18 protein-coding genes and 1 pseudogene are annotated in these 22,888 nt (G+C 62.8%); 5 read left to right on the top strand and 14 right to left on the bottom strand.

What is annotated here, in order from left to right; translation table 11 throughout:
• Positions 1 to 132 precede the first annotated feature (132 nt).
• The 4 genes and pseudogenes from C7A17_RS15960 to C7A17_RS15945 all read left to right on the top strand — a co-directional run.
• Positions 133 to 1,098: pseudogene (locus C7A17_RS15960) on the top strand (GGDEF domain-containing response regulator); the annotation flags it as partial.
• Positions 1,095 to 2,006, top strand: a complete 912-nt coding sequence (locus C7A17_RS15955; protein ID WP_106738940.1) for a putative 2-dehydropantoate 2-reductase — start codon at positions 1,095 to 1,097, stop codon at positions 2,004 to 2,006. The pseudogene C7A17_RS15960 and the gene C7A17_RS15955, both read left to right, overlap by 4 nt.
• A gap of 134 nt (positions 2,007 to 2,140) precedes the next feature.
• On the top strand, positions 2,141 to 4,162 hold the full coding sequence (locus C7A17_RS15950; protein ID WP_106738939.1) for a HAMP domain-containing sensor histidine kinase: 2,022 nt from the start codon (positions 2,141 to 2,143) through the stop codon (positions 4,160 to 4,162).
• 3 nt (positions 4,163 to 4,165) lie between these two features.
• Positions 4,166 to 4,741, top strand: a complete 576-nt coding sequence (locus tag C7A17_RS15945; protein WP_106738938.1) for a cob(I)yrinic acid a,c-diamide adenosyltransferase — start codon at positions 4,166 to 4,168, stop codon at positions 4,739 to 4,741.
• Between the two features lie 116 nt (positions 4,742 to 4,857).
• Here the strand turns inward: C7A17_RS15945 and C7A17_RS15940 are convergent, their stop codons facing one another.
• From C7A17_RS15940 to C7A17_RS15920, 5 genes are all read right to left on the bottom strand, one after another.
• Positions 4,858 to 5,799: a Nudix family hydrolase gene (locus C7A17_RS15940; RefSeq protein ID WP_106738937.1), complete on the bottom strand. Its 942-nt coding sequence runs from the start codon at positions 5,797 to 5,799 to the stop codon at positions 4,858 to 4,860.
• Positions 5,796 to 6,428, bottom strand: a complete 633-nt coding sequence (locus tag C7A17_RS15935) for a glutathione S-transferase family protein (protein ID WP_106738936.1) — start codon at positions 6,426 to 6,428, stop codon at positions 5,796 to 5,798. The genes C7A17_RS15940 and C7A17_RS15935 overlap by 4 nt, the downstream gene beginning before the upstream one ends.
• A 122-nt stretch (positions 6,429 to 6,550) precedes the next feature.
• Positions 6,551 to 7,768, bottom strand: a complete 1,218-nt coding sequence (gene argJ / locus C7A17_RS15930) for a bifunctional glutamate N-acetyltransferase/amino-acid acetyltransferase ArgJ (RefSeq protein ID WP_106738935.1) — start codon at positions 7,766 to 7,768, stop codon at positions 6,551 to 6,553.
• A 145-nt stretch (positions 7,769 to 7,913) separates the two neighbouring features.
• Positions 7,914 to 10,649: a preprotein translocase subunit SecA gene (gene secA, locus C7A17_RS15925; RefSeq protein ID WP_106742967.1), complete on the bottom strand. Its 2,736-nt coding sequence runs from the start codon at positions 10,647 to 10,649 to the stop codon at positions 7,914 to 7,916.
• A 238-nt stretch (positions 10,650 to 10,887) separates the two neighbouring features.
• Entirely contained in the window at positions 10,888 to 11,808 is a 921-nt protein-coding gene (locus tag C7A17_RS15920) for a M23 family metallopeptidase (protein ID WP_106738934.1), read from the bottom strand.
• A gap of 79 nt (positions 11,809 to 11,887) precedes the next feature.
• On the opposite strand from C7A17_RS15920, the gene C7A17_RS15915 reads away from it, so the two are divergent.
• Positions 11,888 to 12,343: a DciA family protein gene (locus C7A17_RS15915; RefSeq protein ID WP_106738933.1), complete on the top strand. Its 456-nt coding sequence runs from the start codon at positions 11,888 to 11,890 to the stop codon at positions 12,341 to 12,343.
• Between the two features lie 154 nt (positions 12,344 to 12,497).
• Here the strand turns inward: C7A17_RS15915 and lpxC are convergent, their stop codons facing one another.
• The 9 genes from lpxC to murD form a co-directional block, all read right to left on the bottom strand.
• Entirely contained in the window at positions 12,498 to 13,409 is a 912-nt protein-coding gene (lpxC, locus tag C7A17_RS15910; protein ID WP_106738932.1) for a UDP-3-O-acyl-N-acetylglucosamine deacetylase, read from the bottom strand.
• Positions 13,410 to 13,520: 111 nt separating this feature from the next.
• A complete protein-coding gene (ftsZ, locus tag C7A17_RS15905) occupies positions 13,521 to 14,714 on the bottom strand; it encodes a cell division protein FtsZ (protein ID WP_106738931.1) in 1,194 nt (397 codons plus the stop codon).
• Positions 14,715 to 14,756: 42 nt separating this feature from the next.
• On the bottom strand, positions 14,757 to 16,004 hold the full coding sequence (ftsA, locus tag C7A17_RS15900) for a cell division protein FtsA (protein ID WP_106738930.1): 1,248 nt from the start codon (positions 16,002 to 16,004) through the stop codon (positions 14,757 to 14,759).
• Between the two features lie 15 nt (positions 16,005 to 16,019).
• Positions 16,020 to 16,886 (bottom strand): cell division protein FtsQ/DivIB, encoded by an 867-nt coding sequence (locus C7A17_RS15895; RefSeq protein ID WP_106738929.1) that lies wholly within the window; start codon positions 16,884 to 16,886, stop codon positions 16,020 to 16,022.
• A 3-nt stretch (positions 16,887 to 16,889) separates the two neighbouring features.
• On the bottom strand, positions 16,890 to 17,831 hold the full coding sequence (locus tag C7A17_RS15890; protein WP_106738928.1) for a D-alanine--D-alanine ligase: 942 nt from the start codon (positions 17,829 to 17,831) through the stop codon (positions 16,890 to 16,892).
• Positions 17,828 to 19,228 (bottom strand): UDP-N-acetylmuramate--L-alanine ligase, encoded by a 1,401-nt coding sequence (murC, locus tag C7A17_RS15885; protein ID WP_234035945.1) that lies wholly within the window; start codon positions 19,226 to 19,228, stop codon positions 17,828 to 17,830. Before murC ends, C7A17_RS15890 begins: the two co-directional genes overlap by 4 nt.
• A 34-nt stretch (positions 19,229 to 19,262) precedes the next feature.
• Positions 19,263 to 20,333: an undecaprenyldiphospho-muramoylpentapeptide beta-N-acetylglucosaminyltransferase gene (gene murG, locus C7A17_RS15880; RefSeq protein WP_106738926.1), complete on the bottom strand. Its 1,071-nt coding sequence runs from the start codon at positions 20,331 to 20,333 to the stop codon at positions 19,263 to 19,265.
• The gene (ftsW, locus tag C7A17_RS15875; RefSeq protein WP_106738925.1) at positions 20,323 to 21,540 is read right to left on the bottom strand and encodes a putative lipid II flippase FtsW; all 1,218 of its coding nucleotides are present in this window, start codon (positions 21,538 to 21,540) and stop codon (positions 20,323 to 20,325) included. Before ftsW ends, murG begins: the two co-directional genes overlap by 11 nt.
• Positions 21,540 to 22,886 (bottom strand): UDP-N-acetylmuramoyl-L-alanine--D-glutamate ligase, encoded by a 1,347-nt coding sequence (gene murD, locus C7A17_RS15870; protein ID WP_106738924.1) that lies wholly within the window; start codon positions 22,884 to 22,886, stop codon positions 21,540 to 21,542. Before murD ends, ftsW begins: the two co-directional genes overlap by 1 nt.
• Between the last annotated feature and the right edge of the window lie 2 nt (positions 22,887 to 22,888).

The following is a 22,888-nucleotide window of genomic DNA, read 5'->3' as shown; positions in this document are numbered from 1 at the left end:
CTTGCTCCTGATGGACGGCGCGATACTCTTCACGGAGTGAGCGCGCCTGACTTGACGATAACTATGGCGAGCCCATTATAACCAGTCTCATACACGCCGTTTGGCGTCCTTCCTATCTGCCTGCGAGCCTGCCCCATGCCCAACCCCCATCTCAGCATCCTGGTGGTGGACGATGCCAAGTTCTCCAGCGCCATGATCGGTCGCGCTCTGAGTCAGGCCGGCTATCAGGACGTACGCTTCGCCAGCAGCGCAGCCGAGGCGCTGCAGTTGCTCGAACAACGCCCCGCCAGCGTGCTTCTGGCCGACTGGCTGATGCCCGAGATGGATGGCCTGGAATTGACTACGCGCGTACGCCAGCTGGACGAAACTGCCGACCACTACACCTACGTCATCCTGCTCACCGGCAAGGAAGGCGAGAACGTGCTGAGCGAGGCCTTCGACCGTGGCGTCGACGACTTCATCAGCAAAGCGGCGATGAACGAGCAACTGGTGCCGCGCGTGTTCGCCGCCGATCGCCTGTGCAACACCCTGCAGCGCCTGCTCCACGAAAACCGCATGCTCACGCAGAACATCGCCAGCCTGGAGCGGCGCAACCTGGTCGACCCGCTCACCGGCCTGGGCAACCCGCGTTACCTGCGGCAGAAACTGACCGACAGCCTGCGCCAGATCGAGTCACGCGGCGGTGCCGTGTGCTATCTGCTGATCGGCTTGCAGGACGCTGGCCAGCTGCGCAACCAGTACGGTGATCGTTTCTACAATGAGCTGCTGCACAGCGCCGCGCGCAGATTGCAGCAACTGGTGCGGCCCCTGGACGTGCTCACGCGCCTTGATGATGACCACTTCGGCCTGATCACCTTGCTCGAAGACCTTCACGAGTGCTCGCCGAGCAGTTTCAAGCGCCTGCACGAAGGCCTCAATCTCAAGGCGTTCAAGACCAGCGAAGGCTTCATCACGCTCAAGGCCGGTATCAGCCTGGTCGGGCTGGACGCCAAGGCACTGCCGACCACACCCGAGCAACTGATCCAGCACGCGGAAAACCTGCTGGCAGAGTCCTACGCCAGCGGCCGCGTGGCTGCCATGCGCCTGCCGCTACCATGACCTGGCACGTTCTCGGTGCCGGCAGCCTGGGCACGCTCTGGGCTGCCCGTCTGGCCCGCGCAGGCGTACCGGTAAGGTTGATCCTGCGCAACCATGAGCGCTTGGCCGCCTACCAGGCCGCTGGCGGCCTGACCTTGATCGAGGGCGGCCACGCCAGCCAATACTCCATCACCGCCGAGTTACCGCAGAGCAAGACGCCCATCCAGCGCCTGTTGCTGGCCTGCAAAGCCTATGACGCCGAAAGTGCCGTGGCCGAGCTGGCGCCACGTCTGGTCGAAGGCGCCGAACTGTTGCTGCTGCAAAACGGCCTGGGCAGCCAGCAGGCCGTCGCCCAACGCCTGCCGGGACGACGCTGCCTGTTCGCCTCCAGCACGGAAGGCGCGTTTCGCCAGGCTGACTTCCAGGTGGTGTTCGCCGGTCACGGCCATACCTGGCTGGGTGACCCGGAAAATCCGCAGCCCCCCGCCTGGCTGGATGAGCTGCAACGAGCCGGTATCGCCCATCAGTGGACCGCGGACATTCTTATGCGGCTGTGGCGCAAGCTGGCGCTGAACTGCGCGATCAATCCGCTGACCGTGCTCTACGACTGCCGTAATGGTGATCTGCGTGAGCATCCGGCCGAGGTCGCTACGCTCTGCGCTGAACTCAGCGAACTGCTGAAACGCTGTGGCCAACCTGCCGCCGCTGACAACCTCCATGACGAAGTCCTGCGCGTGATCGTCGCGACAGCGGCCAACTACTCCTCGATGCACCAGGACGTCGCCCAGGGCCGACGCACCGAAATCGCCTACCTGCTCGGCTACGCCTGCGCCGCCGCCCAGCGTCACGACCTGCACCTGCCGCATCTGCATCATCTGCAACAGCGACTACTGGATCACCTGCGCGAGCATGGCCTGCCTCTGGATTAAGGCGGCAGGGCGGGTGTAACCCGCCACTCGCAGTCTGGCGGGTTGCACCTGCCCTACATGAGTGCCGCATTGACGTGGCAATGGCCAGACAGCCGCGCTAACCTGCCGCTTCCACCCATCGCCACGACAACCCGATGAAACTGCGCCAGCACCTCGAAAATCTTCCCGTCGGCCGCAAGTTGCTCGCGGCACTGCTGGTGCTGGTCGCCGCCGTACTGTTGATCGCCAACCTGACCTTTATCAGCGCAGCCTACTGGATCACCCAGCAGAGCATGGCGCCACAGGCCCTGCATACGCTCGGCCGGCTGATCGCCAGCCCGGCGTTGAGCAAGGAAGCCTTGTACTCGCCCGCCTCGGCCGAAGCCCTGCTCAAGCGTCTGGACGATTACGCGCCGCTGCGTGCAGCGGTGATCTACGACAGCAACGGCGTCAGCCTGGCGCAGTTGCAACGCGGCGAAAAACTGCGCCTGCCTCAACAGCTGAGCGAACTGGAGAGCTGGCGGGAAACGGCCTTTCGCACCAATCTGCTGGTGGAGTTGCCCCACCCCAGCGGGCGCCCCGGATCACTGCTGCTGGTGGCCTCCAGCGAACTGCCGGGCGCGTTCTATACCGGCACCCTGACTGCCAGCCTGGTGATCCTGGCCTTGAGCGTGCTGCTCTGGCTACTGGTCGCCCGGCAGATCAAGCGCCTGGTGACTCGCCCGATCCGCCGCCTAGAGGAGCTGTCGCGCCAGGTTACGCGTGAGGAGAACTATGCCCTGCGTGCCACCCGCGGCAACCGCGATGAGATTGGCGGCCTGGCCGATGCCTTCAACACCATGCTGATGCGCATGGAGGCCCGTGAACAGCAGCTCAAACGCGCCCGCGACGATGCCCAGCAAGCCTTCGACCAGGCACAGAACCTGGCCGAGGAAACCCGCCACTCCAACCGCAAGCTGGAACTGGAAGTGCAGGTTCGCAGCAAGATCGAGAAGAAGCTCACCGGCTTCCAGAACTACCTCAACAGCATCATCGACTCCATGCCCTCGGCGCTGATCGCCCTCGACGAACAGCTCTACGTCACCCAGTGGAATCAGGAAGCCAGCGTCCTCTCCGGCACGCGCCTGGACGAAGCGCTGAACCAGCCGGTATTCCTCGCCTTCCCGCCGCTCAAGCCCTTTCTCGCCAAGCTCAAGCGCACGGCCGAACAACACCGGGTAGAGAAGATCGAGCGCGTTACCTGGCACAAGAACGAAGAGCCGCGGCACTACGCCCTGACGTTCTACCCACTGATGGGCGGCACCGGGCGTGGCGTGGTGATTCGCATCGACGACATCACCCAGCGTCTCTCGCTGGAAGAGATGATGGTGCAATCGGAGAAGATGCTTTCCGTCGGCGGCCTCGCTGCCGGCATGGCTCACGAGATCAATAATCCGCTCGGCGCCATCCTGCACAACGTGCAGAACATTCGCCGACGCCTCTCACCCGAGCTGGAGAAGAACCTGGAACAGGCCGAGCAGGCTGGCGTGAGCCTGCAGGCCATCGAACGGTATATGGAGGGACGCGAGATACCGCGCCTGCTCGATGGCATTCAGCAGGCCGGTCAGCGCGCCGCCAAGATCGTCACCCACATGCTCAGCTTCAGCCGCCGCAGCGACCGCCAGTTGGCGCCCTGCGACTTGCCGGCGCTGATCGATCAGGCACTGGAAATCGCCGGCAACGACTTCGACCTGGCCGACAGTTTCGACTTCAAGGCCCTGCAGATCGTCCGTGACTTCGACCCCAATCTGGGGCCAGTGGCCGCGACCGCCAATGAGCTTGAACAGGTGCTGCTCAACCTGCTGAAAAATGCCGCACAGGCCATCCACCAACGTGACGATGACCACGAGCCTGGGCGCATCACCCTGCGTACGCGCCTGGCCGGCAACTGGGCGGAGGTTCAGGTGGAGGACAATGGCACCGGCATGAGCGAGGCCGTACGCAAGCGCATCTTCGAACCGTTCTTCACCACCAAGGAAGTCGGCCAGGGCACCGGCCTAGGTCTGGCCGTTTCCTATTTCATCGTCACCAATAATCACAAAGGACAGATGGAAGTGCAATCCACCGCTGGCCAGGGCACCTGCTTTACCCTTCGACTGCCGATGAACGCCACTTTCGATACCAGCACAGGGCACTGAGCCATGGGTTACCGTCTTTCCAAGATCTATACGCGTACCGGCGACAGAGGCGAGACCGGCCTGGCCGATGGCCGCCGGGTAGGCAAGGATCATCCACGTATCGAGGCCATCGGCGAAGTCGATACGCTGAATAGCCAACTGGGCCTGCTGCTGGCCGATCTGCAGGAAGCATTGGGCCAATGGCCAGGGCTCGCAGAGATCATCGAGACCCTGGCCCCTTGTCAGCACCGCCTGTTCGACCTCGGTGGCGAGCTGGCCATGCCCGATTACCAGGCGTTGCAGAGTGACGAAATCGAACGCCTGGAAGCAGCCATCGATCTCTGGAACGACGAGGTCGGCCCGTTGCAGAACTTCATCCTGCCCGGTGGCTCGCGCCTGATCGCACAAGCCCATGTCTGCCGCAGCTTCGCCCGCAGTGCTGAACGCCATTGCCAGCACCTCAACGCCGTAGAGCCGCTACGCGCCGAAGGCCTGGCCTACGTCAACCGCCTCTCAGACCTGCTGTTCGTCGCCGCCCGCCTGATCGCCAAGCGCCAGGGCATCGCCGAAGTGCTGTGGAAGGCGGCGGACAAGCCGTAGGGTGTCGCGGGGCCGCCCAGTGACGCGACATGAGTCACACGGCATTTACTAGCTGGGCAGGGTGCGCCGTGCACACCGGGAATACCGCGGTGCTTGCTTGGTGCGCACGGTGCCCCCTACACCGGCCAGAACGCGCGGATACCGGCGACACCTTGCGCCCCTGCCTGCCAGGCGCGCTCGACATCACCCGGCCCGACACCACCGAGCAGATAAGCCGGGATGTTGCAGCCGACCAGCAATTCGCGGGCGGCGTCCCAGCCAAGCGGCTGCGCCTCGGGATGAGTCGCCGTCGCCTGCACTGGCGACAGCGTGACGAAGTCCACGCCCATCTGCGCAGCCAGGGCCAGTTCTTCGGCACTGTGGCAGGACGCCGCCAACCAGCGGTGCTCGGGAAACGGACGACCACTGCTGGCGTACTTGCGCAGTTGCTCGGCGGTCAGGTGCCAACCAGCGGCCGGGAAATCGCCCAACCATTCCAGCGGCCCCTTGAGCATCAGTTGCGCCTTACCGGCGCACAGGCCCTGTATGTCCACGGCCAGATCGCGGTACTGCGGGTCGAACATCTTCGGAGCCCGCAGCTGGATCAAGCGAGCACCCTGCGCCAATGCCGCACGCACGCCAGCCATCAACTCAGCAGGTTCCAGCCCCTCCGGAGTAATCAGATACTCAGCGGGCAGCCGTGCGGCGGCGACAATGGGCCGATTGGCCGCCGGGAATTCATAGTCGAGCAGTTCCCGCTGGGTCACCCACGCCAGCGGCTGGCCCTCCGCACCATGCGGCTCACCGGAGAAAGCCGACACCTCCCAGACATCCAACAGTACCTGCTTGTCCGGATAATCATGGCGCACCTGAATCAGTGGCCGCGCCGCCGTCGGCCGGATACCCAACTCTTCTTCCAGCTCACGTGCGAGGGCGACGCGCACATCCTCGCCCTCTTCCACCTTGCCCCCCGGAAACTCCCAGAGACCGCCCTGGTGCTTGTCGTCCGGACGCTTGGCAATGAGGATGCGGCCGTCCTCAGCCAGGATGACCGCCGCGGCCACATGAACACGTTTCATCCACGATTCTCCTGCAGAGCAGCCTGATACCAGCGCTCAAAGGCCGGCCAGCGATAGAGACTTTCGATGTAGGCAGCCGCCACCTCCGGCAGCTCCACTCGATAACTGCGCAGGCGCGCCGCCACCGGAGCATAGACGGCATCGGCGATGCTCAACTGGCCGAACAGGAACTCGCCACTGCTGCCAAAACGGCTACGGCAATCGGCCCATAGCGCGCAGATGCGGGTGATGTCCGCGGCCGCATCGGCGGGGATCTCGGCCAGCGCCTGGTCACGTGCCAGATCCATCGGCAGATGGCTGCGCAGAGCGATGAAACCGCTGTGCATCTCGGCGCAAACACTGCGCGCCACGGCCCGTGCATAGCTGTCGCGCGGCCACAACTGCGCATCGGGGTAGGTTTCAGCCAGGTATTCGGCAATGGCCAGCGAATCCCAGATCGGCCCCTGCTCCGTGATCAGCACGGGCACCTTGCCAGTGGGTGAGTGACGCAACAAACGGGCGCGGCTGTCGGGCTGGAAGAGCCGCACCAGCACCTCATCACAGGCAGCGCCGCTCAGGTCGACCGCCAATGCCGCACGCAGCGACCACGACGAATAATTCTTGTCACCCACCACCAGTTGCAGTGCCATCAGAGCGCTCCCTTCATCGACCATTCAATTGCCACGGACGTTAAAAGCCCAACCCCAAAAACGCAAATTCCCGCTGGTCATGGGGGCATGAGCAGCGGGAATGGGCCTCTGAACAGCTTGGATCAGGTGCGGTATTCGGCGTTGATCTTCACGTATTCGTGAGACAGGTCGGTAGTCCAGATGGTTTCGCTGCAGGTGCCGCGGCCCAACTCGATACGAATGGTGATTTCTTCGCGCGCCATGACTGCAGCGCCCTGCTCTTCTGTGTAAGTGGTTGCACGGCAACCCTTGCTGGCGATGCAGACCTCACCAAGGAACACGTCGATCTTGCTCACGTCCAACTGCGGCACGCCGGCATAACCAACGGCAGCGAGGATACGCCCCCAGTTCGGGTCGGAGGCGAACAACGCAGTCTTGATCAGCGGTGAATGAGCCACGGCATAGGCCACGTCGAGGCATTCCTGATGGGTACCACCACCGTTGACCTGCACGGTGACGAACTTGGTCGCCCCCTCACCATCACGGACGATGGCCTGCGCCACCTCCATGAACACCTCGAAAACCGCTTGCTTGAGCTTGGCGAACAGCTCGCCAGCGGCCTCGGTGATTTCCGGCAGGGCCGCCTGGCCGGTGGCGATCAGCATGCAGCAGTCGTTGGTGGACGTATCACCGTCGATGGTGATGCGGTTGAAGGACTTGTTCGCCGCATCGCGCACCAGATCCTGCAGCACGCCCTTGGCGACCTTGGCGTCGGTGGCGATGTAGCCGAGCATGGTGGCCATGTTCGGACGGATCATCCCGGCGCCCTTACTGATACCGGTTACGGTGACGGTCACGCCATCGTGCTGGAACTGACGACTGGCACCCTTGGGCAGGGTATCGGTGGTCATGATGCCGGTGGCTGCGGCTTCCCAGTTGTCGGCCTTGAGGTCATCCAGGGCGGCCTGCAGGGCAGATTCGATTTTCTCTACTGGCAACGGTTCGCCGATCACACCGGTGGAAAACGGCAGTACGGCGCTCTCCGCCACCCCAGTCAGTTCCGCCAGGCGCGCGCAGGAACGACGGGCGCGTGCCAGGCCATCAGCACCGGTGCCGGCGTTGGCATTGCCGGTATTGGTCAGCAGATAACGCACTTCGCCACCGAGGCGCTCACGGGTAATCAGTACCGGCGCGGCGCAGAAGGCATTGGTCGTGGTCACCCCGGCAATGCGCGAGCCCTCGGCACAGCGCATCACCACCACATCCTTGCGCCCGGGGCGCTTGATGCCGGCCGAAGCGATGCCCAGTTCGAAACCAGGAACAGGGTGCAGGGTAGACAGCGGGCCAAGACCAACAGCCATGAGGTGCGCTCCTTCAAGTGTGCGGTGGCCGCCTCAGCGACCGAATGAGATGGTAAAACGCCGCGAGCGGCTGAGCCGTTCGCGGCGTTGTCAGGGCGGCGACAGCATAGCCGAAGCGCCCTCTACTGCAAGCAGGTGTCTACGATCAGCCGATCTGGCCGTGGCAGTGCTTGTACTTCTTGCCCGAACCACAGGGGCACGGCTCATTGCGGCCGACCTTCTGCTCGGCACGCACTGGCGCACTGGCAACAGCCACGTCACCTTCCTCGCCGCTGTTCTGTTCAGCCGCCAGCGCCGAAGCATCGGCATGCTGGAACTGCATGCGCTCGGCCATGGCCTCGGCTTCGCGACGCAGACGGGCTTCTTCTTCGGCCGGATCTTCGCGACGTACCTGAACGTGGCTCAGTACACGGATAGCGTCGCGCTTGATCGACTCCAGCAACTCCTGGAACAGGGCGAAGGACTCGCGCTTGTATTCCTGCTTGGGGTTCTTCTGCGCGTAACCACGCAGGTGAATACCGTGACGCAGATGATCCATGGTCGACAGGTGATCCTTCCACAGGTCATCCAGCACACGCAGCAGAATCTGCTTCTCGAAGGTACGCAGGGCCTCGGCGCTGGCCTGGGTTTCCTTCTCGTTGTAGGCGGCCAGCAGCTCGGCAAGGATGCGCTCGCGCAGGGTCTCTTCGTAGAGTTTGTCGTCTTCGTCCAGCCACTGCTGGATCGGCAGCTTGATAGCGAAGTCGCTGTACAGCACGGACTCCAGACCGGCGACGTCCCACTGCTCGGCCATCGACTGCGGCGGAATGTGGCTGTTGATCGCAGCGGTCAGCACTTCTTCGCGGAATTCGGCAATGGTCTCGCCAACGCTCTCGGCAGCCAGCAGGCTGTTGCGCATGTGGTAGATCACCTTGCGCTGCTCGTTGGCCACGTCGTCGAACTCGAGCAGTTGCTTACGCATGTCGAAGTTACGGCCCTCGACCTTGCGCTGGGCCTTCTCGATGGCGTTGGTGACCATGCGATGCTCGATGGCCTCGCCGGATTGCATGCCCAGGGCCTTCATGAAGTTCTTCACCCGATCCGAGGCGAAGATACGCATCAGGTTATCTTCCAGCGACAGGTAGAAACGGCTGGAACCCGGGTCACCCTGACGACCGGCACGGCCACGCAGCTGGTTGTCGATACGACGCGACTCGTGACGCTCGGAGGCGATCACATGCAGGCCGCCGGCCTCGATCACCTGCTGGTGACGCTTCTGCCACTCGGCCTTGATCTGCGCGACCTGCTCGTCGGTAGGGTTTTCCAGCGCCGCGACTTCCACTTCCCAGTTGCCGCCCAGCAGGATGTCGGTACCACGACCGGCCATGTTGGTGGCGATGGTCAGCGCGCCCGGACGACCGGCCTGCGCGATGATCTCGGCTTCCTTGTCGTGGAACTTGGCGTTGAGCACCTTGTGCTCGATGCCTTCCTTCTCAAGCAGCCTCGATACGTACTCGGAAGTCTCGATGGTCGCGGTGCCGACCAGGATCGGTCGGCCCTGGGCCTGGCATTCCTTGATGTCGGCGATGATCGCCTGGTACTTCTCTTCCTGGGTCAGGTAGACCAGGTCGTTGAAGTCCTTACGCGCGATCGGCTTGTTGGTCGGAATCACCATCACGTCCAGACCGTAGATCTGGCGGAACTCGAAGGCTTCGGTATCGGCAGTGCCGGTCATGCCCGAGAGCTTGTTGTAGAGGCGGAAATAGTTCTGGAAGGTGGTCGAAGCCAAGGTCTGGCTTTCGGCCTGAATGTTCACCCCTTCCTTGGCCTCGATCGCCTGGTGCAGGCCTTCGGACAGGCGACGACCCTGCATGGTACGGCCGGTGTGCTCATCGATCAGGATGACCTGACCGTTCTGCACGATGTACTCGACGTTACGATGAAACAGGGTGTGGGCGCGCAAGCCCGCATAGACGTGAGTCAGCAGGCCCAGGTTGTGCGCGGAGTAGAGACTCTCGCCTTCGGCCAGCATACCGGCCGCGGTGAGCATCTCTTCGACGTACTGGTGGCCTGCCTCGTTGAGTTCGACCTGGCGGGTCTTCTCGTCGACCTTGTAATGGCCTTCCTGGGTGACGACGCCTTCTTCTTCCTCGATATGCTGCTTGAGGCGAGGGATCAGCTTGTTGATCTCGATGTACAGCTTGGAGCTGTCTTCGGCCTGGCCGGAAATGATCAGCGGGGTACGGGCTTCGTCGATCAGGATCGAGTCAACTTCGTCGATCACGGCGAAATTCAGATCGCGCTGGAACTTGTCCTCCACGCTGAAAGCCATGTTGTCGCGCAGGTAATCGAAACCGAACTCGTTGTTGGTGCCGTAGGTGATATCGGCAGCATAGGCGGCGCGCTTTTCTTCCGGCGGCTGGAATGGGGTGACGATACCCACCGTCAGACCGAGGAATTCATACAGCGGACGCATCCAGTTGGCATCGCGGCGAGCCAGGTATTCGTTGACGGTCACCACATGCACGCCCTTGCCGGACAGTGCGTTGAGGTAAACGGCCAGGGTACCCACCAGGGTTTTACCCTCACCGGTACGCATCTCGGCGATCTTGCCTTCGTGCAGGGTCATACCCCCGATCAACTGCACGTCGAAGTGACGCATGCCCATCACGCGCTTGCCGGCCTCACGGGCCACGGCAAAGGCTTCGGGAAGCAACTGGTCGAGGGTTTCGCCCTTGGCCAGACGGGCCTTGAACTCTTCGGTCTTGCCACGCAGTTGCTCGTCCGAGAGGGCGATCATCTGTTCTTCGAGGACGTTGACGGACTGCACCGCCTTGAGCATGCGTTTGACTTCACGCTCATTCTTGCTTCCGAAAAGTTTTTTCAACAGAGGCGCAAACATATCGACAGGATCTTCCGGCGAATGGATGGAGGTCGGCGCAAACCGCGACCAGGCAGCCAGCATGGCTGCAGGCGAAGGGGGCATTCTACCCGGAAACGCCGGGGATGAAAGTGACGTTGTCAGCCCATTGCTACCGCATGATGGCGCACACCGCACCAGCCTCGGGGAAAGCCGAGACGCGGCATGCCGAAATAGATGGGGGCGATTGAATGGAATTCAAGGGGCGCTACGCGCGCCCTCATTCAGCCCCATTGGTGCGCGCGATATACAGCGCCGGGTTGACCTGACGGCCCCCCTTGCTGACCTCGAAATGCACGTGATAACCAGTGGAGCGACCACTACGACCGACCTTGGCGATGGTCTGACCGCGCTGCACCAGATCACCGATCTGTACCGTGTTGCTCTGGTTGTGCGCGTAGAGGGTGACATAGCCATCGGCATGGCTGATTTCCACCGTATTGCCATAGCCGCTTTTCTTGCCGGAGAAAGTCACCACACCAGCGGCGACCGACACCACGTCGCTACCTGGCTTGGCAGCGAAGTCGATGCCCTTGTGCACACTGGCACGCCCGGTGAGCGGATGTACGCGACGACCGAACGGCGAGGACACATAGCCTTGCAGGACTGGGCGTCCCGAGAGCGTTTCCGCTTCGTTCAGGCGGCGCTCGCCGAGCAACTGCTCCAGCACTTCCAGCTGATGCTCGCGACTCTCGACGCGCAACGCCAGATCGTCCAGGGCATTCATGAATGGCGGAGGCGCATAGGCCGAGGCGCCGAGCGCATCTTCCGCACCGCCCTGACCGACACTGAGGGAAAAGTCGAACTCGCCCGCATCCAGCTCCGCCAGTTCGGTGAGCCGTTCACCGAGGGCATCGAGACGGGTCAGCCGCGCCTGCAGTTCAGCGACATGGACGGCGAAAGCATCCAGTTGGCGCTGGGCATCCTGTCGTACCACACCGACCTGCTCGCGCTGCTGATCGAGCGCCTCTGCCAGGCGGTTATCGACCACCGGATCGGCCGTCAGCCACTTGGCACCCACCGCCGCACCTGCGCCCAAGCTCGATATCAAGAGGAGAAACGACGCCAACAACAACCAGCGCAGATCGAGATTGATCGTTCGTGCGCAGCCGTGTCGACTATTTAAAAGAATGATTTGCATGGCTTCCCCTTACTGGCAGAACACAGACCGGCAGCAGGCTCTGCTACCATGATGGCTCTGCAATCTAAGGCCTCCTGCCATGTCGTTCCGTCCCTTGCCGGCCCAGGCACCCGCTGCGCTGTTACGCGAAGCCAAGCCCCTGAAAGCGCTGTTCGGTCAGGCGCAACGCCTGACCAACTTGCAGCGTCTTGTCGAAAGCCAGCTACAACCTGCCGCCCGGGAACACTGTCATGTAGCGTCCTGGAACAACGGCTGTTTGCTATTGATAGTGACCGATGGCCACTGGGCAACACGCCTGCGTTATCAGCAAAGAAGATTGCAACGACAACTACAGATGCTCGAAGAATTCGCGACCTTAACGAAAATCCTGTTCAAGGTGCAACCTCAAGTCGGGCCGAATCGCGGAACCGGTCGCACCATTCACCTGTCCAATAGCGCCGCCCAAAGTATCCAGGCAGGTGCTGAAGGCATCCGCGACCCCAGGCTGCGCGCCGCGCTCGAGCGGCTGGCCAGCCACACGCTGAAAGACCAATAACGCCCTTTTTCCGTTCGTCGGTAAATCCGTAGGGTGGGACGCACCAATTGCTATGGGGGATCAGTGCGCACGGCCTGGGCGGCCCCGCGACACCCTACGAAAAAAAGAGGCCACCCGAAGGTGGCCTCAAATTGAAGCAGGAAAGAGAGTTCGTTTACACGGCCGCTACCGGGCGCATGTAAGAGATCGGTGCGAGCTTGGCGTCCTCGAAGGTCACCATTTCCCAGGCGTCAGTCTGTTCGATCAGGGTGCGCAGCAAACGGTTGTTCAGTGCGTGACCGGACTTGAAGCCCTTGAACTCGCCAATCAGGCTGTTGCCCAGCAGGTACAGATCACCGATGGCATCGAGAATCTTGTGTTTGACGAATTCGTCCTCGTAACGCAGGCCGTCTTCGTTGAGCACGCGATGCTCGTCGACCACGATGGCGTTCTCCACGCTACCGCCGAGTGCCAGGTTCTGCGAACGCAGAAACTCGATGTCACGCATGAAACCGAAGGTGCGGGCCCGACTGACTTCCTTGACGAAAGACGTGCTGGAGAAATCCACACTGGCGCTCTGCGTACGATTGCGGAATACGGGGTGATCGAAGTCGATCTCGAAGCTCACCTTGAACCCATCGAAAGGTACGAAGGTGGCGCGTTTGTCGCCCTCCACCACCGTCACTTCGCGCAGGATGCGGATGAACTTCTTCGGCGCGTCCTGCTCCTGCAGGCCAGCGGATTGAATCAGGAATACAAAGGGACCGGCGCTGCCATCCATGATCGGCACTTCGGACGCGGAGAGCTCGACGTAGGCGTTATCGATGCCCAGGCCTGCCATGGCCGAAAGCAGATGCTCTACCGTATCCACCTTGACGTCACCATTGATCAACGTGGTCGACATGGTGGTTTCACCGACGTTCCCGGCCAGCGCGCGGATTTCCACCACGGGGTCGAGGTCGGTGCGACGGAACACGATACCGGTATCCACCGGTGCCGGCTTCAGGGTCAGGTAAACCTTCTCCCCCGAATGCAGGCCAACGCCGGTGGCACGGATGATGTTCTTCAGGGTGCGTTGTCTGATCATGGCTTGGCCGCTATATCGCTAGTTGCGAACTGTTTTCAACAATGGTCGGGAATGATAGCAGAACCGACCTTTGCTGAACACCAATCACCTTCATACTCCTGATACATTCCATCAATCAGCCTGACGACGCAGGAAAGCCGGAATATCCAGATAATCGAGATCATCCTGGGTATTGAGCTTGGCTGCAGTCGCTGCGCCACCGTGGCTCTGACGCTGTACGGTCGGACGCTCGTAGTCCTTGTAGTTGACCGATTGCTCGCTGCGCGCAGGCGCGGCGGGCTGCTGGGCAACTGGCTGGCTGACGGCGACCTGCACGGTGTTGTCGATCACCTTGACCGGCTTCTCCATGCGCGCGCCGAGGCCAGTGGCGACCACAGTGACGTGCAGTTCGTCGCGCATGTCGGCGTCGATCACGGTGCCGACCTTGACGGTGGCTTGCTCGGAAGCGAATTGTTCGATGATGTTACCCACATCGGAGTACTCACCCAGGGACAGATCCGGACCGGCAGTGATGTTGACCAGGATGCCGCGCGCGCCCTGCAGGTTGACGTCTTCCAGCAGCGGGTTGCGGATAGCAGCCTCAGTGGCTTCGCGAGCACGGTTCGGACCGCTGGCGCAGCCGGTGCCCATCATCGCCATGCCCATCTCGCTCATCACGGTCTTCACGTCGGCGAAGTCGACGTTGATCATGCCCGGACGCTTGATGATGTCGGAGATACCGCGTACGGCACCGGCCAGCACGTCATCGGCCTTGGCGAAAGCCGACAGCAGGCTGGCGTCCTTACCGAGAATGGTCAGCAGTTTTTCGTTCGGGATGGTGATCAGCGAGTCGACGCTCTCGGCCAGCGCGCGGATGCCTTCATCGGCAATGACCATGCGCTTCTTGCCCTCGAACGGGAACGGGCGAGTCACCACCGCAACGGTGAGGATGCCCATTTCCTTGGCCACCTCGGCGATCACCGGCGCAGCGCCAGTACCGGTACCACCACCCATACCGGTGGTGATGAACACCATGTCGGTGCCCTGCAGCACTTCAGCGATGCGCTCGCGGTCTTCCAGCGCGGCCTGACGACCGACCTCCGGATTGGCGCCAGCACCCAGGCCCTTGGTCACGCCTGGGCCGAGCTGCAGTACGGTGCGCGCACCGATGTTCTTCAGCGCCTGCGCATCGGTGTTGGCGCAGATGAACTCGACGCCCTCGATGTTGCTGACCGCCATGTGATTGACCGCGTTACCGCCGCCACCACCGACACCGATGACCTTGATCACCGCACTTTGTGGAATGTTGTCTACTAGTTCGAACATGATCCCTCTCCTTCCTTTCTAGTTGTAACGCCTACTGCAAATTTAGAAATTACCTTGCACCCAGCGCTTGATGCGCTCGAGTACCGGGGTCTTGGTTTCGTCCTGATAAGGACTGCCTACCGAAATGGAGATGCCGTCGTTCTGCTTCTGCAGTCCGTACAGGAGCAGCCCCACACCGGTGGAATAAATCGGGTTGCGCACCACATCGGCCATGCCCTTGACGCTGTGCGGCACACCAAGTCGTACGGGCATGTGGAAGATTTCCTCGGCCAGCTCGACCGCCCCTTCCATCTTCGCCGTGCCGCCAGTCATGACGATGCCGGCTGGAATCAGATCCTCGTAGCCACTGCGACGCAGCTCGGCCTGGATCAGGGTGAACAGTTCGTCGTAACGCGGCTCGACCACCTCGGCCAGCGACTGGCGCGACAGGTCACGCGGCGGACGATCACCGACGCTCGGTACCTTGATGGTCTCGCCGGCGCCGGCCAGTTTGGCCAGGGCGCAGGCGTAACGGATCTTGATTTCCTCGGCGTACTGGGTCGGCGTACGCAGGGCCATGGCGATGTCGTTGGTGACCTGATCGCCGGCGATCGGAATGACCGCGGTATGACGGATCGCACCTTCGGTGAAGATGGCGATATCGGTGGTACCACCGCCGATGTCCACCAGGCACACGCCCAGCTCCTTCTCGTCTTCGGTCAGTACCGAATAGGCCGATGCGAGCTGCTCGAGGATGATGTCGTCGACTTCCAGGCCACAGCGACGCACGCACTTCTCGATGTTCTGCGAGGCATTCACGGCGCAGGTGACCACATGCACCTTGGCCTCCAGACGCACACCAGACATACCCAGCGGCTCGCGCACGCCTTCCTGGTTGTCGATCACGTAATCCTGCGCCAGGGTGTGCAGCACGCGCTGATCCGCCGGAATGGCCACGGCCTGAGCGGCGTCGAGTACGCGTTCGATATCCGCCGGGCTGACTTCGCGGTCGCGGATGGCGACGATGCCATGGCTGTTCAGGCTGCGAATGTGATTGCCGGCCACACCGACGAACGCCGAGTGGATACGGCAACCGGCCATCAGCTGCGCCTCTTCCACCGCACGCTGGATCGAGGCCACGGTGGACTCGATATTGACCACCACGCCCTTCTTCAGCCCGCGCGACGGATGCGTGCCGATACCGACGATTTCCAGCTGGCCGTCGGCCGTCACCTCACCCACCAGCGCCACCACCTTGGAGGTGCCGATGTCCAGGCCAACGATCATCTTGCCGCTCTGCGCGCTACTCATTAGTCCTGCCTCTCCTCAATTCACTTTCTGCTCGGCCGCAGCCGGCTCCACCGGCTCACGCCAGGCCACGGCCAGGCCGTTGGCATAACGCAGGTCGATGCGCGCGATATTCGCGCTCTGTTCTTTCAGTTCCCGCTCGTAAATCGCGGCAAAACGACGCATTTTTTCCACCACGTGATCACGCCCCAGCAGGATGTCGATGCGCTGGCCGCTGGCATTCTCGGTAGCCGAGAGGAACCAGCTGCCACGCTCACGCAACTGCAGCCCGACCACGGTAAACCCCATCGGCCGCAACAACTGGCTGAGCATCTGGTACTGCTGCATCACCTTGGGCTGCGCGCGTTTCGGGCCAGACAACTGCGGCAGATGCTGGTAGTTATCCAGCTCCTGCGGCGCGAACGCCTGGCCCTGGTTGTTGAGCAGCGCCTCATCGCCCCAACGGGCAATCGGCAGTTGCTCTTCCAGGCGCACGTCGATCTGATCCGGCCAGACGCGGCGTACTTCGGCATGGGCGATCCAGGGCATGCGCTCCAACTCTTCGCGCATGCCGCGCAGATCGACACTGAAGAAGCTCGCCTCGATGAATGGCGCGATCCGGCGCTGCACCGCCTGCTGACTGATATAAGCCAGGTCGCCCTGCACGCTGATGCGCGCAATCGGGCGGTCGGCATAAGGCAGCAGACGCTGGGCCCCCTCGTAGGCGCCGAAACCCAGGCCAACCAGCAGCAACGGCCAGAGCAAACGGCCAACCCAGGAAAAATCCGGCTTGGGCAAACGCAGGCGCATCGGCTCCTTGGCCACCAGACGGCTGGCGCCACGCGGCGCGGGCTTGCCGCGTTGCGGAGCCCTCAGCGAGTCCTGATGACGCAGAGCGATGCTCATCGCTTAACCCCTCGCCTCGACGCTGTCAGCCAGGATCGCCAGCACCAACTGCTGGAAATCCAGACCGGCAGCACGCGCGGCCATTGGCACCAGGCTGTGATCGGTCATGCCCGGTACGGTATTCACTTCCAGCAGCCAGAACTGGCCGCTGGCATCCTGCATCACATCGGCACGCGCCCAGCCCTGAGTGCCCACGGCCTCACAGGCGCGCGCGGTCAGCTCCTTGAGCTCGGCCTCCTTCTCGGCAGACAGGCCACAGGGAATGCGGTACTGGGTGTCATCGGCCAGGTACTTGGCGTCGTAGTCGTAGAAGGTATGCGGTGTGCCGAGCCCAATGGGCGGCAGCACTTCGCCACGCAACACGGCGATGGTGTACTCGGGGCCGGCAATCCACTGCTCGACCAGCACCTGGCTGTCGTAGCGGGCAGCATCCTGCCAGGCAGCGATCAGCGCCTCGACGCTCTCCACCTTGGCCATGCCGATGCTGGAGCCTTCATGGGCCGGCTTGACGATCAGCGGGAAACCCAGTTCGGCAGCCGCGGCTTCGCAATCGGCTTGCGAGGTCAGCACGGCATGACGCGGGGTCGGCAGGCCGAGGCTGTGCCAGACCTGCTTGGTACGCAGCTTGTCCATGGCCAGCGCAGAGGCAAGGATGCCGCTACCGGTGTAGGGAATGCCGGCGCACTCGAGCAGGCCCTGCATGGAACCATCCTCACCACCACGGCCGTGCAGCACGATGAAGGCGCGGTCGATCTTCTCGCTGTTCAGGCGAGCCAGGAAATCATCGCCCACGTCGATACCGAAGGCATCCACACCACCCGCCTGCAGGGCACTGAGCACGGCATTGCCGGATTTCAGCGACACCTCACGCTCGGCGCTCTTGCCGCCGAACAGTACGGCGACACGGCCAAAAGCCTTGGGATCGAGGGTACTGTGCAAACTCATTTCGACTCCCCCACGAACAGCGGGTGCTTGATCAGTTGCGGCGCCACCGCGCCGATATCGCCAGCGCCCTGGCACAGCAGGATGTCACCGGCACGCAGCAGAGGCTTAAGCAGCGGCGCCAGATCGGCGCCACGCTCTACGTAGATCGGGTCGAGCTGACCGCGCTGACGGATGCTGTGGCACATCTGCCGGCTATCGGCGCCGGGAATCGGTTCCTCGCCCGCCGGATAGACCTCGACCAGCAGCAGTACATTGGCTTCGCTCAGCACCTGCACGAAATCGTCGTACAGATCGCGGGTACGGCTGTAGCGGTGCGGCTGGTAAACCATCACCAGGCGCCGCTCCGGCCAGCCACCACGCACAGCCTTGATCACCGCCGCCACTTCACGTGGGTGGTGGCCGTAGTCGTCCACCAGCATCACACTGCCGCCGTCGACCGGTAGCTCGCCATAGACCTGGAAGCGCCGACCGACGCCCTGGAAGCCCGACAGACCGGCGACGATGGCACTGTCGTCGATACCTTCGTCAGTGGCGATGGCGATGGTCGCCAGCGCGTTGAGCACGTTGTGATTGCCGGGCATGTTGACCGACACGTCGAGCGGCTCGCAGTCCGGCCGCAACACGGTGAAGTAAGTGCGCATGCCATCCTGACGCACATTGATGGCACGCACGTCGGCGTCTTCGGAGAAACCGTAGGTGACGGTTGGGCGGCCGATCTGCGGCAGCAGCTCACGCACTACCGGGTCATCCACGCAAAGCACCGCCAAACCGTAGAACGGCAGGTTGTGCAGGAATTCGATGAAGGTCTTCTTCAGTACATTGAAGTCGCCACCATAGGTGCTCATATGGTCGGCATCGATATTGGTGACCACCGAGACCATCGGCTGCAGATGCAGGAAGCTGGCGTCGCTCTCGTCCGCCTCGGCGATCAGGAAACGACTGGAACCGAGCTGGGCATTGGTACCCGCTGCATTCAGACGGCCACCGATGACGAAGGTCGGATCCAGGCCGCCAGCGGCAAAGACCGAGGCCAGCAAGCTGGTGGTAGTGGTCTTGCCGTGAGTACCGGCCACCGCGATACCGTGGCGGTAACGCATCAGCTCGGCGAGCATCTCGGCACGCGGCACCACCGGGATACGACGCTCCAGCGCTGTGGCGACTTCCGGGTTGCTGGTGTTGACGGCGCTGGAAACCACCAACACGTCGGCCTGCTCGGCATTCTCCGCGGCATGGCCGATGAAGATCTGCGCACCGAAGGTCTTCAGGCGCTCGGTAACGGCTGAGGCCTTGAGGTCGGAACCGGATACTTCGTAACCCAGGTTGAGCAGCACCTCGGCAATGCCGCACATGCCCACACCACCGATACCGACGAAGTGGATACGACGGATACGACGCATGCGCCGGACTTCAGCCTTAACGGCGGCGGGAGACTTAGCCACGGGCCACCTCCTGGCAGATGTCAACGACCGTGCGGGTGGCATCGGGTTTGGCCAGACGACGCGCAGTAGCGCCCATGGCGGTGAGTTTTTCCAGGTGCATCAGAACCTCGGTGAGCTGCGCGGCAAGCTTGGCCGCGTCAGTGGCATGTTGCGGAAGAAGAACGGCAGCGCCCTCCTTCGCCAGGTATTCGGCATTGCGGCTCTGGTGATCGTCGATGGCATGCGGCAAGGGCACCAGCATCGACGGCAGACCCGCGGCGGCGAGTTCGCTGACCGTCAGCGCACCAGCGCGGCAGATCACCAGATCGGCCCAGCCATAGGCACGAGCCATGTCCTTGATGAAGGGCGCGACCTCGGCTTCGACCGCAGCATCGCGATAACGCTCCGCAGTGATTTCGGCGTGCTGCTTGCCCGCCTGGTGGAACACCTGCGGACGCAGTTCGGCAGACAGCTTCTCCAGCGCTGCGGGCAGCAGCTTGTTCAGTGGTTCGGCGCCCAGGCTGCCACCCAGCACCAGCAGTTTCGGCTGACGACCGGCCAGCGGCTCGCGTGGCGTTTCCAGGAAAAGCTCTTCACGCACCGGGTTACCGGTGGTGCGCCGCTTGTCGGACGCCGCGAAGGTGTTCGGGAAGGCTTCGCAGATACGATTGGCGATACGCGACAACAGGCGATTGGCAGTACCGGCGACGGCGTTCTGCTCGTGAATGACCAGGGGCACACCTGCCAGGCGCGCAGCGAGCCCGCCAGGGCCGGTGACATAACCGCCCATGCCGAGCACGCACACCGGCTGCAACTCGCGCACGATGCGGCGCGCCTGCAGCAGCGAACGCAGCAACTGGAATGGCGCCTTGAGCAGGGAGAGCTTGCCCTTGCCACGCAGGCCGCTGACGTTGATCAGGTGCAGCGGCAAGCCCGCCTGCGGCACCAGTTCGTTCTCGATGCCACGCGGCGTACCCAGCCAATGCACGGTATAGCCACGCGCCTGGAATTCACGTGCGCAAGCCAGCGCCGGGAACACGTGGCCGCCGGTACCACCAGCCATGATCAGGACGTTACCGCGCATGGGCCACCTCCTGCTCCGGCTCGGCGAAATCCGCTTCGCTGAACTCCACGTCCTCATTGCCGAGCACGTTGCGCCGCTCCCACTCGATACGCAGCAGCACCGCCAGGCTGACGCAGCAGATCACCAGCGACGAGCCGCCATAACTGAGAAATGGCAGGGTCAGCCCCTTGGTCGGCAGCAGGCCGGTATTCACACCGATATTGATCAGGAACTGGCCGATCCACAGGAAGGACAGCCCATAGGCCACGTAGGCTGAGAAGAACTGCTTGGCCTTCTCCGCCCACAGGCCGATGTACAGGCCACGTACGCAGACGAAGACGAACAACGCCAGAGTCGCCAGCGCACCAACGAAACCCAGCTCTTCGGCCAATACCGAGAAAACGAAGTCAGTATGCGCTTCCGGCAGATAGAACTGCTTCTGGATGCTGTTGCCCAGACCAACGCCGAACCATTCACCACGGCCGAAGGCGATCAGCGCCTGGGTCAACTGGTAACCGGAACCGTACTGGTCGGCCCAGGGGTCGGTGAAGGTGATCAGTCGCTGCAGGCGGTATTCCTGAGTCTGTACCAGGACGAACACCGCGCCGACGGCCAACGCCACCATCAGGCCGAAGCGCAGCATGCCGACACCACCAAGGAACAGCATGGCCATGGCCGCGCCCATCATCACCACGGTGGCGCCGAAGTCCGGCTCCAGCAGCAGCAGGCCAGCCATCGGCAGCAGCACGACGAAAGGCTTGAAGAAGCCCATCCAGCTTTCGCGCACCTCTTCCTGGCGGCGTACCAGATAACCGGCCAGGTAGACGACCACGAACACCTTGGCGATTTCCGAAGGTTGCACGTTGAAGGCGCCAAAACCGATCCAACGCCGTGCACCGTTGACCTCACGGCCGATACCCGGGATCAGCACCAGCACCAGCAGGCCAAAGGCCGCCAGCAGCATCATCCAGCCGTAGCGCTGCCAGAAACTCATCGGGATCATCAGCACGATGCCGGCGGCGCCCAGGCCGATGACCAGGTAAACCAGGTGACGGATCATGTGGTACAGCGGATTGCCGGACAGCGCCGCCGCCACTTCCGAGGAAGCCGAAGTGATCATCACCAGGCCCAGCCCCAGCAGACCGAGGCAACCAGCCAGCATCGGGAAGTCGACATCGAAGCCGCGTCCCAACAGCGGCGAGGGGCGGATGTGCAGGAAGGCCAGCATCAGAACAGCCCCTCCACAGCCAGGGCGAACAGGCGCCCGCGTTCTTCGAAGTTCTTGAACATGTCCAGGCTGGCGCAAGCCGGCGACAGCAGCACGGCATCGCCCGCTTCGGCCAGTTCACTGCAACGCTGCACAGCCTCATCGAGGGTTTTCACCCGTACCAGCGGCGCAGCATCGCCCAGCGCTTCGGCGATTCGCTCGGCATCGCGCCCCAACAACACCACTGCACGGCAGAACCGCGCGACCGGGGTCTTGAGCGCAGAGAAGTCGGCGCCCTTGCCATCGCCACCGGCGATCAGCACCAGCTTGCCTGCGATATCGGCGCCCAGGCCTTCGATGGCCGCCAGCGCCGCACCGACGTTGGTGGCCTTGGAATCGTCGTAATAACTCACGTCGCCGCGCTCACGCACCCACTGGCAACGGTGCGGCAGACCAGCGAACTGGCGCAGGGTGCTCAGCATGGCGTCCATCGGCAGGCCTACGGCATTACCGAGCGCCAGCGCCGCCAGCGCATTGGACTGATTGTGCGCGCCACGAATCTTCAGCTCGGCGGTTGGCAGCAACGCCTCGAAACGGAAGGCCAGGTACTTCTCGCCCTGCTCTTCCAGCAGGCCGAAACGCTTGAAGTCCGGCTTGCCCAGGCCGAATTCCCAGCAGGTAACCTGGTCGGCGATCAGCGGGCGTGACAGCGCATCATCACGATTCACCACCACCTGGCGGGCGCCACGGAAAATGCGGTGCTTGGCCAGGTGATAAGCCGGCAGGCCGCTGTAGCGATCCATGTGGTCTTCGCTGACGTTCAGGCAGGTGGCCACTTCAGCGTTCAACTGCTCGGTGGTTTCCAGCTGGAAGCTGGACAGCTCCAGCACGTACAGCTCGATATCGTCGCTGAGCAGGTCGAGCGCCGGCATTCCCAGGTTGCCGCCGACCGCGACACGCTTGCCCGCCGCGGCAGCCATCTCACCGACCAGCGTGGTAACGGTGCTCTTGGCGTTGGAGCCGGTGATGGCGACGATCGGCGCCTTGGCATGACGAGCGAACAGATCGATATCACCGGACAACTTCACGCCACGCGCAGCCGCTTCCGCCAGTGCCGGGGTGGCCACGGCCAGGCCCGGACTCACGTACAGCTCCGAGGCGCGGCAGAGGAAGTCCACGTCCAGCTCACCGCAGCGCACTTCCACCTGCGGGTAGTCACGCTTGAGCGCTTCCAGCTCCGGCGGATTCGCGCGCGTATCGGCCACGGCAAAGCGCACGCCCTGGCGCGCCAGGAAGCGCACCAGGGACATGCCGCTCTTGCCGAGGCCGACAACGATGCGGAATTGGTCGGAAGCGATCAACGACACGC

The sequence above is a fragment of the Pseudomonas mendocina genome, assembly GCF_003008615.1.
GTDB lineage: Bacteria > Pseudomonadota > Gammaproteobacteria > Pseudomonadales > Pseudomonadaceae > Aquipseudomonas > Aquipseudomonas mendocina_C.
Note: the sequence above shows the minus strand (reverse complement) of the source record. Positions and strands in the feature narration are given on the sequence as shown.

Coding starts and splice junctions, on each gene's coding strand:
- C7A17_RS15955 (WP_106738940.1), top strand. CDS start 1,095: ATGACCTGGCACGTTCTCGGTGCCGGCAGCCTGGGCACGCTCTGGGCT.
- C7A17_RS15950 (WP_106738939.1), top strand. CDS start 2,141: ATGAAACTGCGCCAGCACCTCGAAAATCTTCCCGTCGGCCGCAAGTTG.
- C7A17_RS15945 (WP_106738938.1), top strand. CDS start 4,166: ATGGGTTACCGTCTTTCCAAGATCTATACGCGTACCGGCGACAGAGGC.
- C7A17_RS15940 (WP_106738937.1), bottom strand. CDS start 5,799: ATGAAACGTGTTCATGTGGCCGCGGCGGTCATCCTGGCTGAGGACGGC.
- C7A17_RS15935 (WP_106738936.1), bottom strand. CDS start 6,428: ATGGCACTGCAACTGGTGGTGGGTGACAAGAATTATTCGTCGTGGTCG.
- argJ (WP_106738935.1), bottom strand. CDS start 7,768: ATGGCTGTTGGTCTTGGCCCGCTGTCTACCCTGCACCCTGTTCCTGGT.
- secA (WP_106742967.1), bottom strand. CDS start 10,649: ATGTTTGCGCCTCTGTTGAAAAAACTTTTCGGAAGCAAGAATGAGCGT.
- C7A17_RS15920 (WP_106738934.1), bottom strand. CDS start 11,808: ATGCAAATCATTCTTTTAAATAGTCGACACGGCTGCGCACGAACGATC.
- C7A17_RS15915 (WP_106738933.1), top strand. CDS start 11,888: ATGTCGTTCCGTCCCTTGCCGGCCCAGGCACCCGCTGCGCTGTTACGC.
- lpxC (WP_106738932.1), bottom strand. CDS start 13,409: ATGATCAGACAACGCACCCTGAAGAACATCATCCGTGCCACCGGCGTT.
- ftsZ (WP_106738931.1), bottom strand. CDS start 14,714: ATGTTCGAACTAGTAGACAACATTCCACAAAGTGCGGTGATCAAGGTC.
- ftsA (WP_106738930.1), bottom strand. CDS start 16,004: ATGAGTAGCGCGCAGAGCGGCAAGATGATCGTTGGCCTGGACATCGGC.
- C7A17_RS15895 (WP_106738929.1), bottom strand. CDS start 16,886: ATGAGCATCGCTCTGCGTCATCAGGACTCGCTGAGGGCTCCGCAACGC.
- C7A17_RS15890 (WP_106738928.1), bottom strand. CDS start 17,831: ATGAGTTTGCACAGTACCCTCGATCCCAAGGCTTTTGGCCGTGTCGCC.
- murC (WP_234035945.1), bottom strand. CDS start 19,228: ATGCGTCGTATCCGTCGTATCCACTTCGTCGGTATCGGTGGTGTGGGC.
- murG (WP_106738926.1), bottom strand. CDS start 20,333: ATGCGCGGTAACGTCCTGATCATGGCTGGTGGTACCGGCGGCCACGTG.
- ftsW (WP_106738925.1), bottom strand. CDS start 21,540: ATGCTGGCCTTCCTGCACATCCGCCCCTCGCCGCTGTTGGGACGCGGC.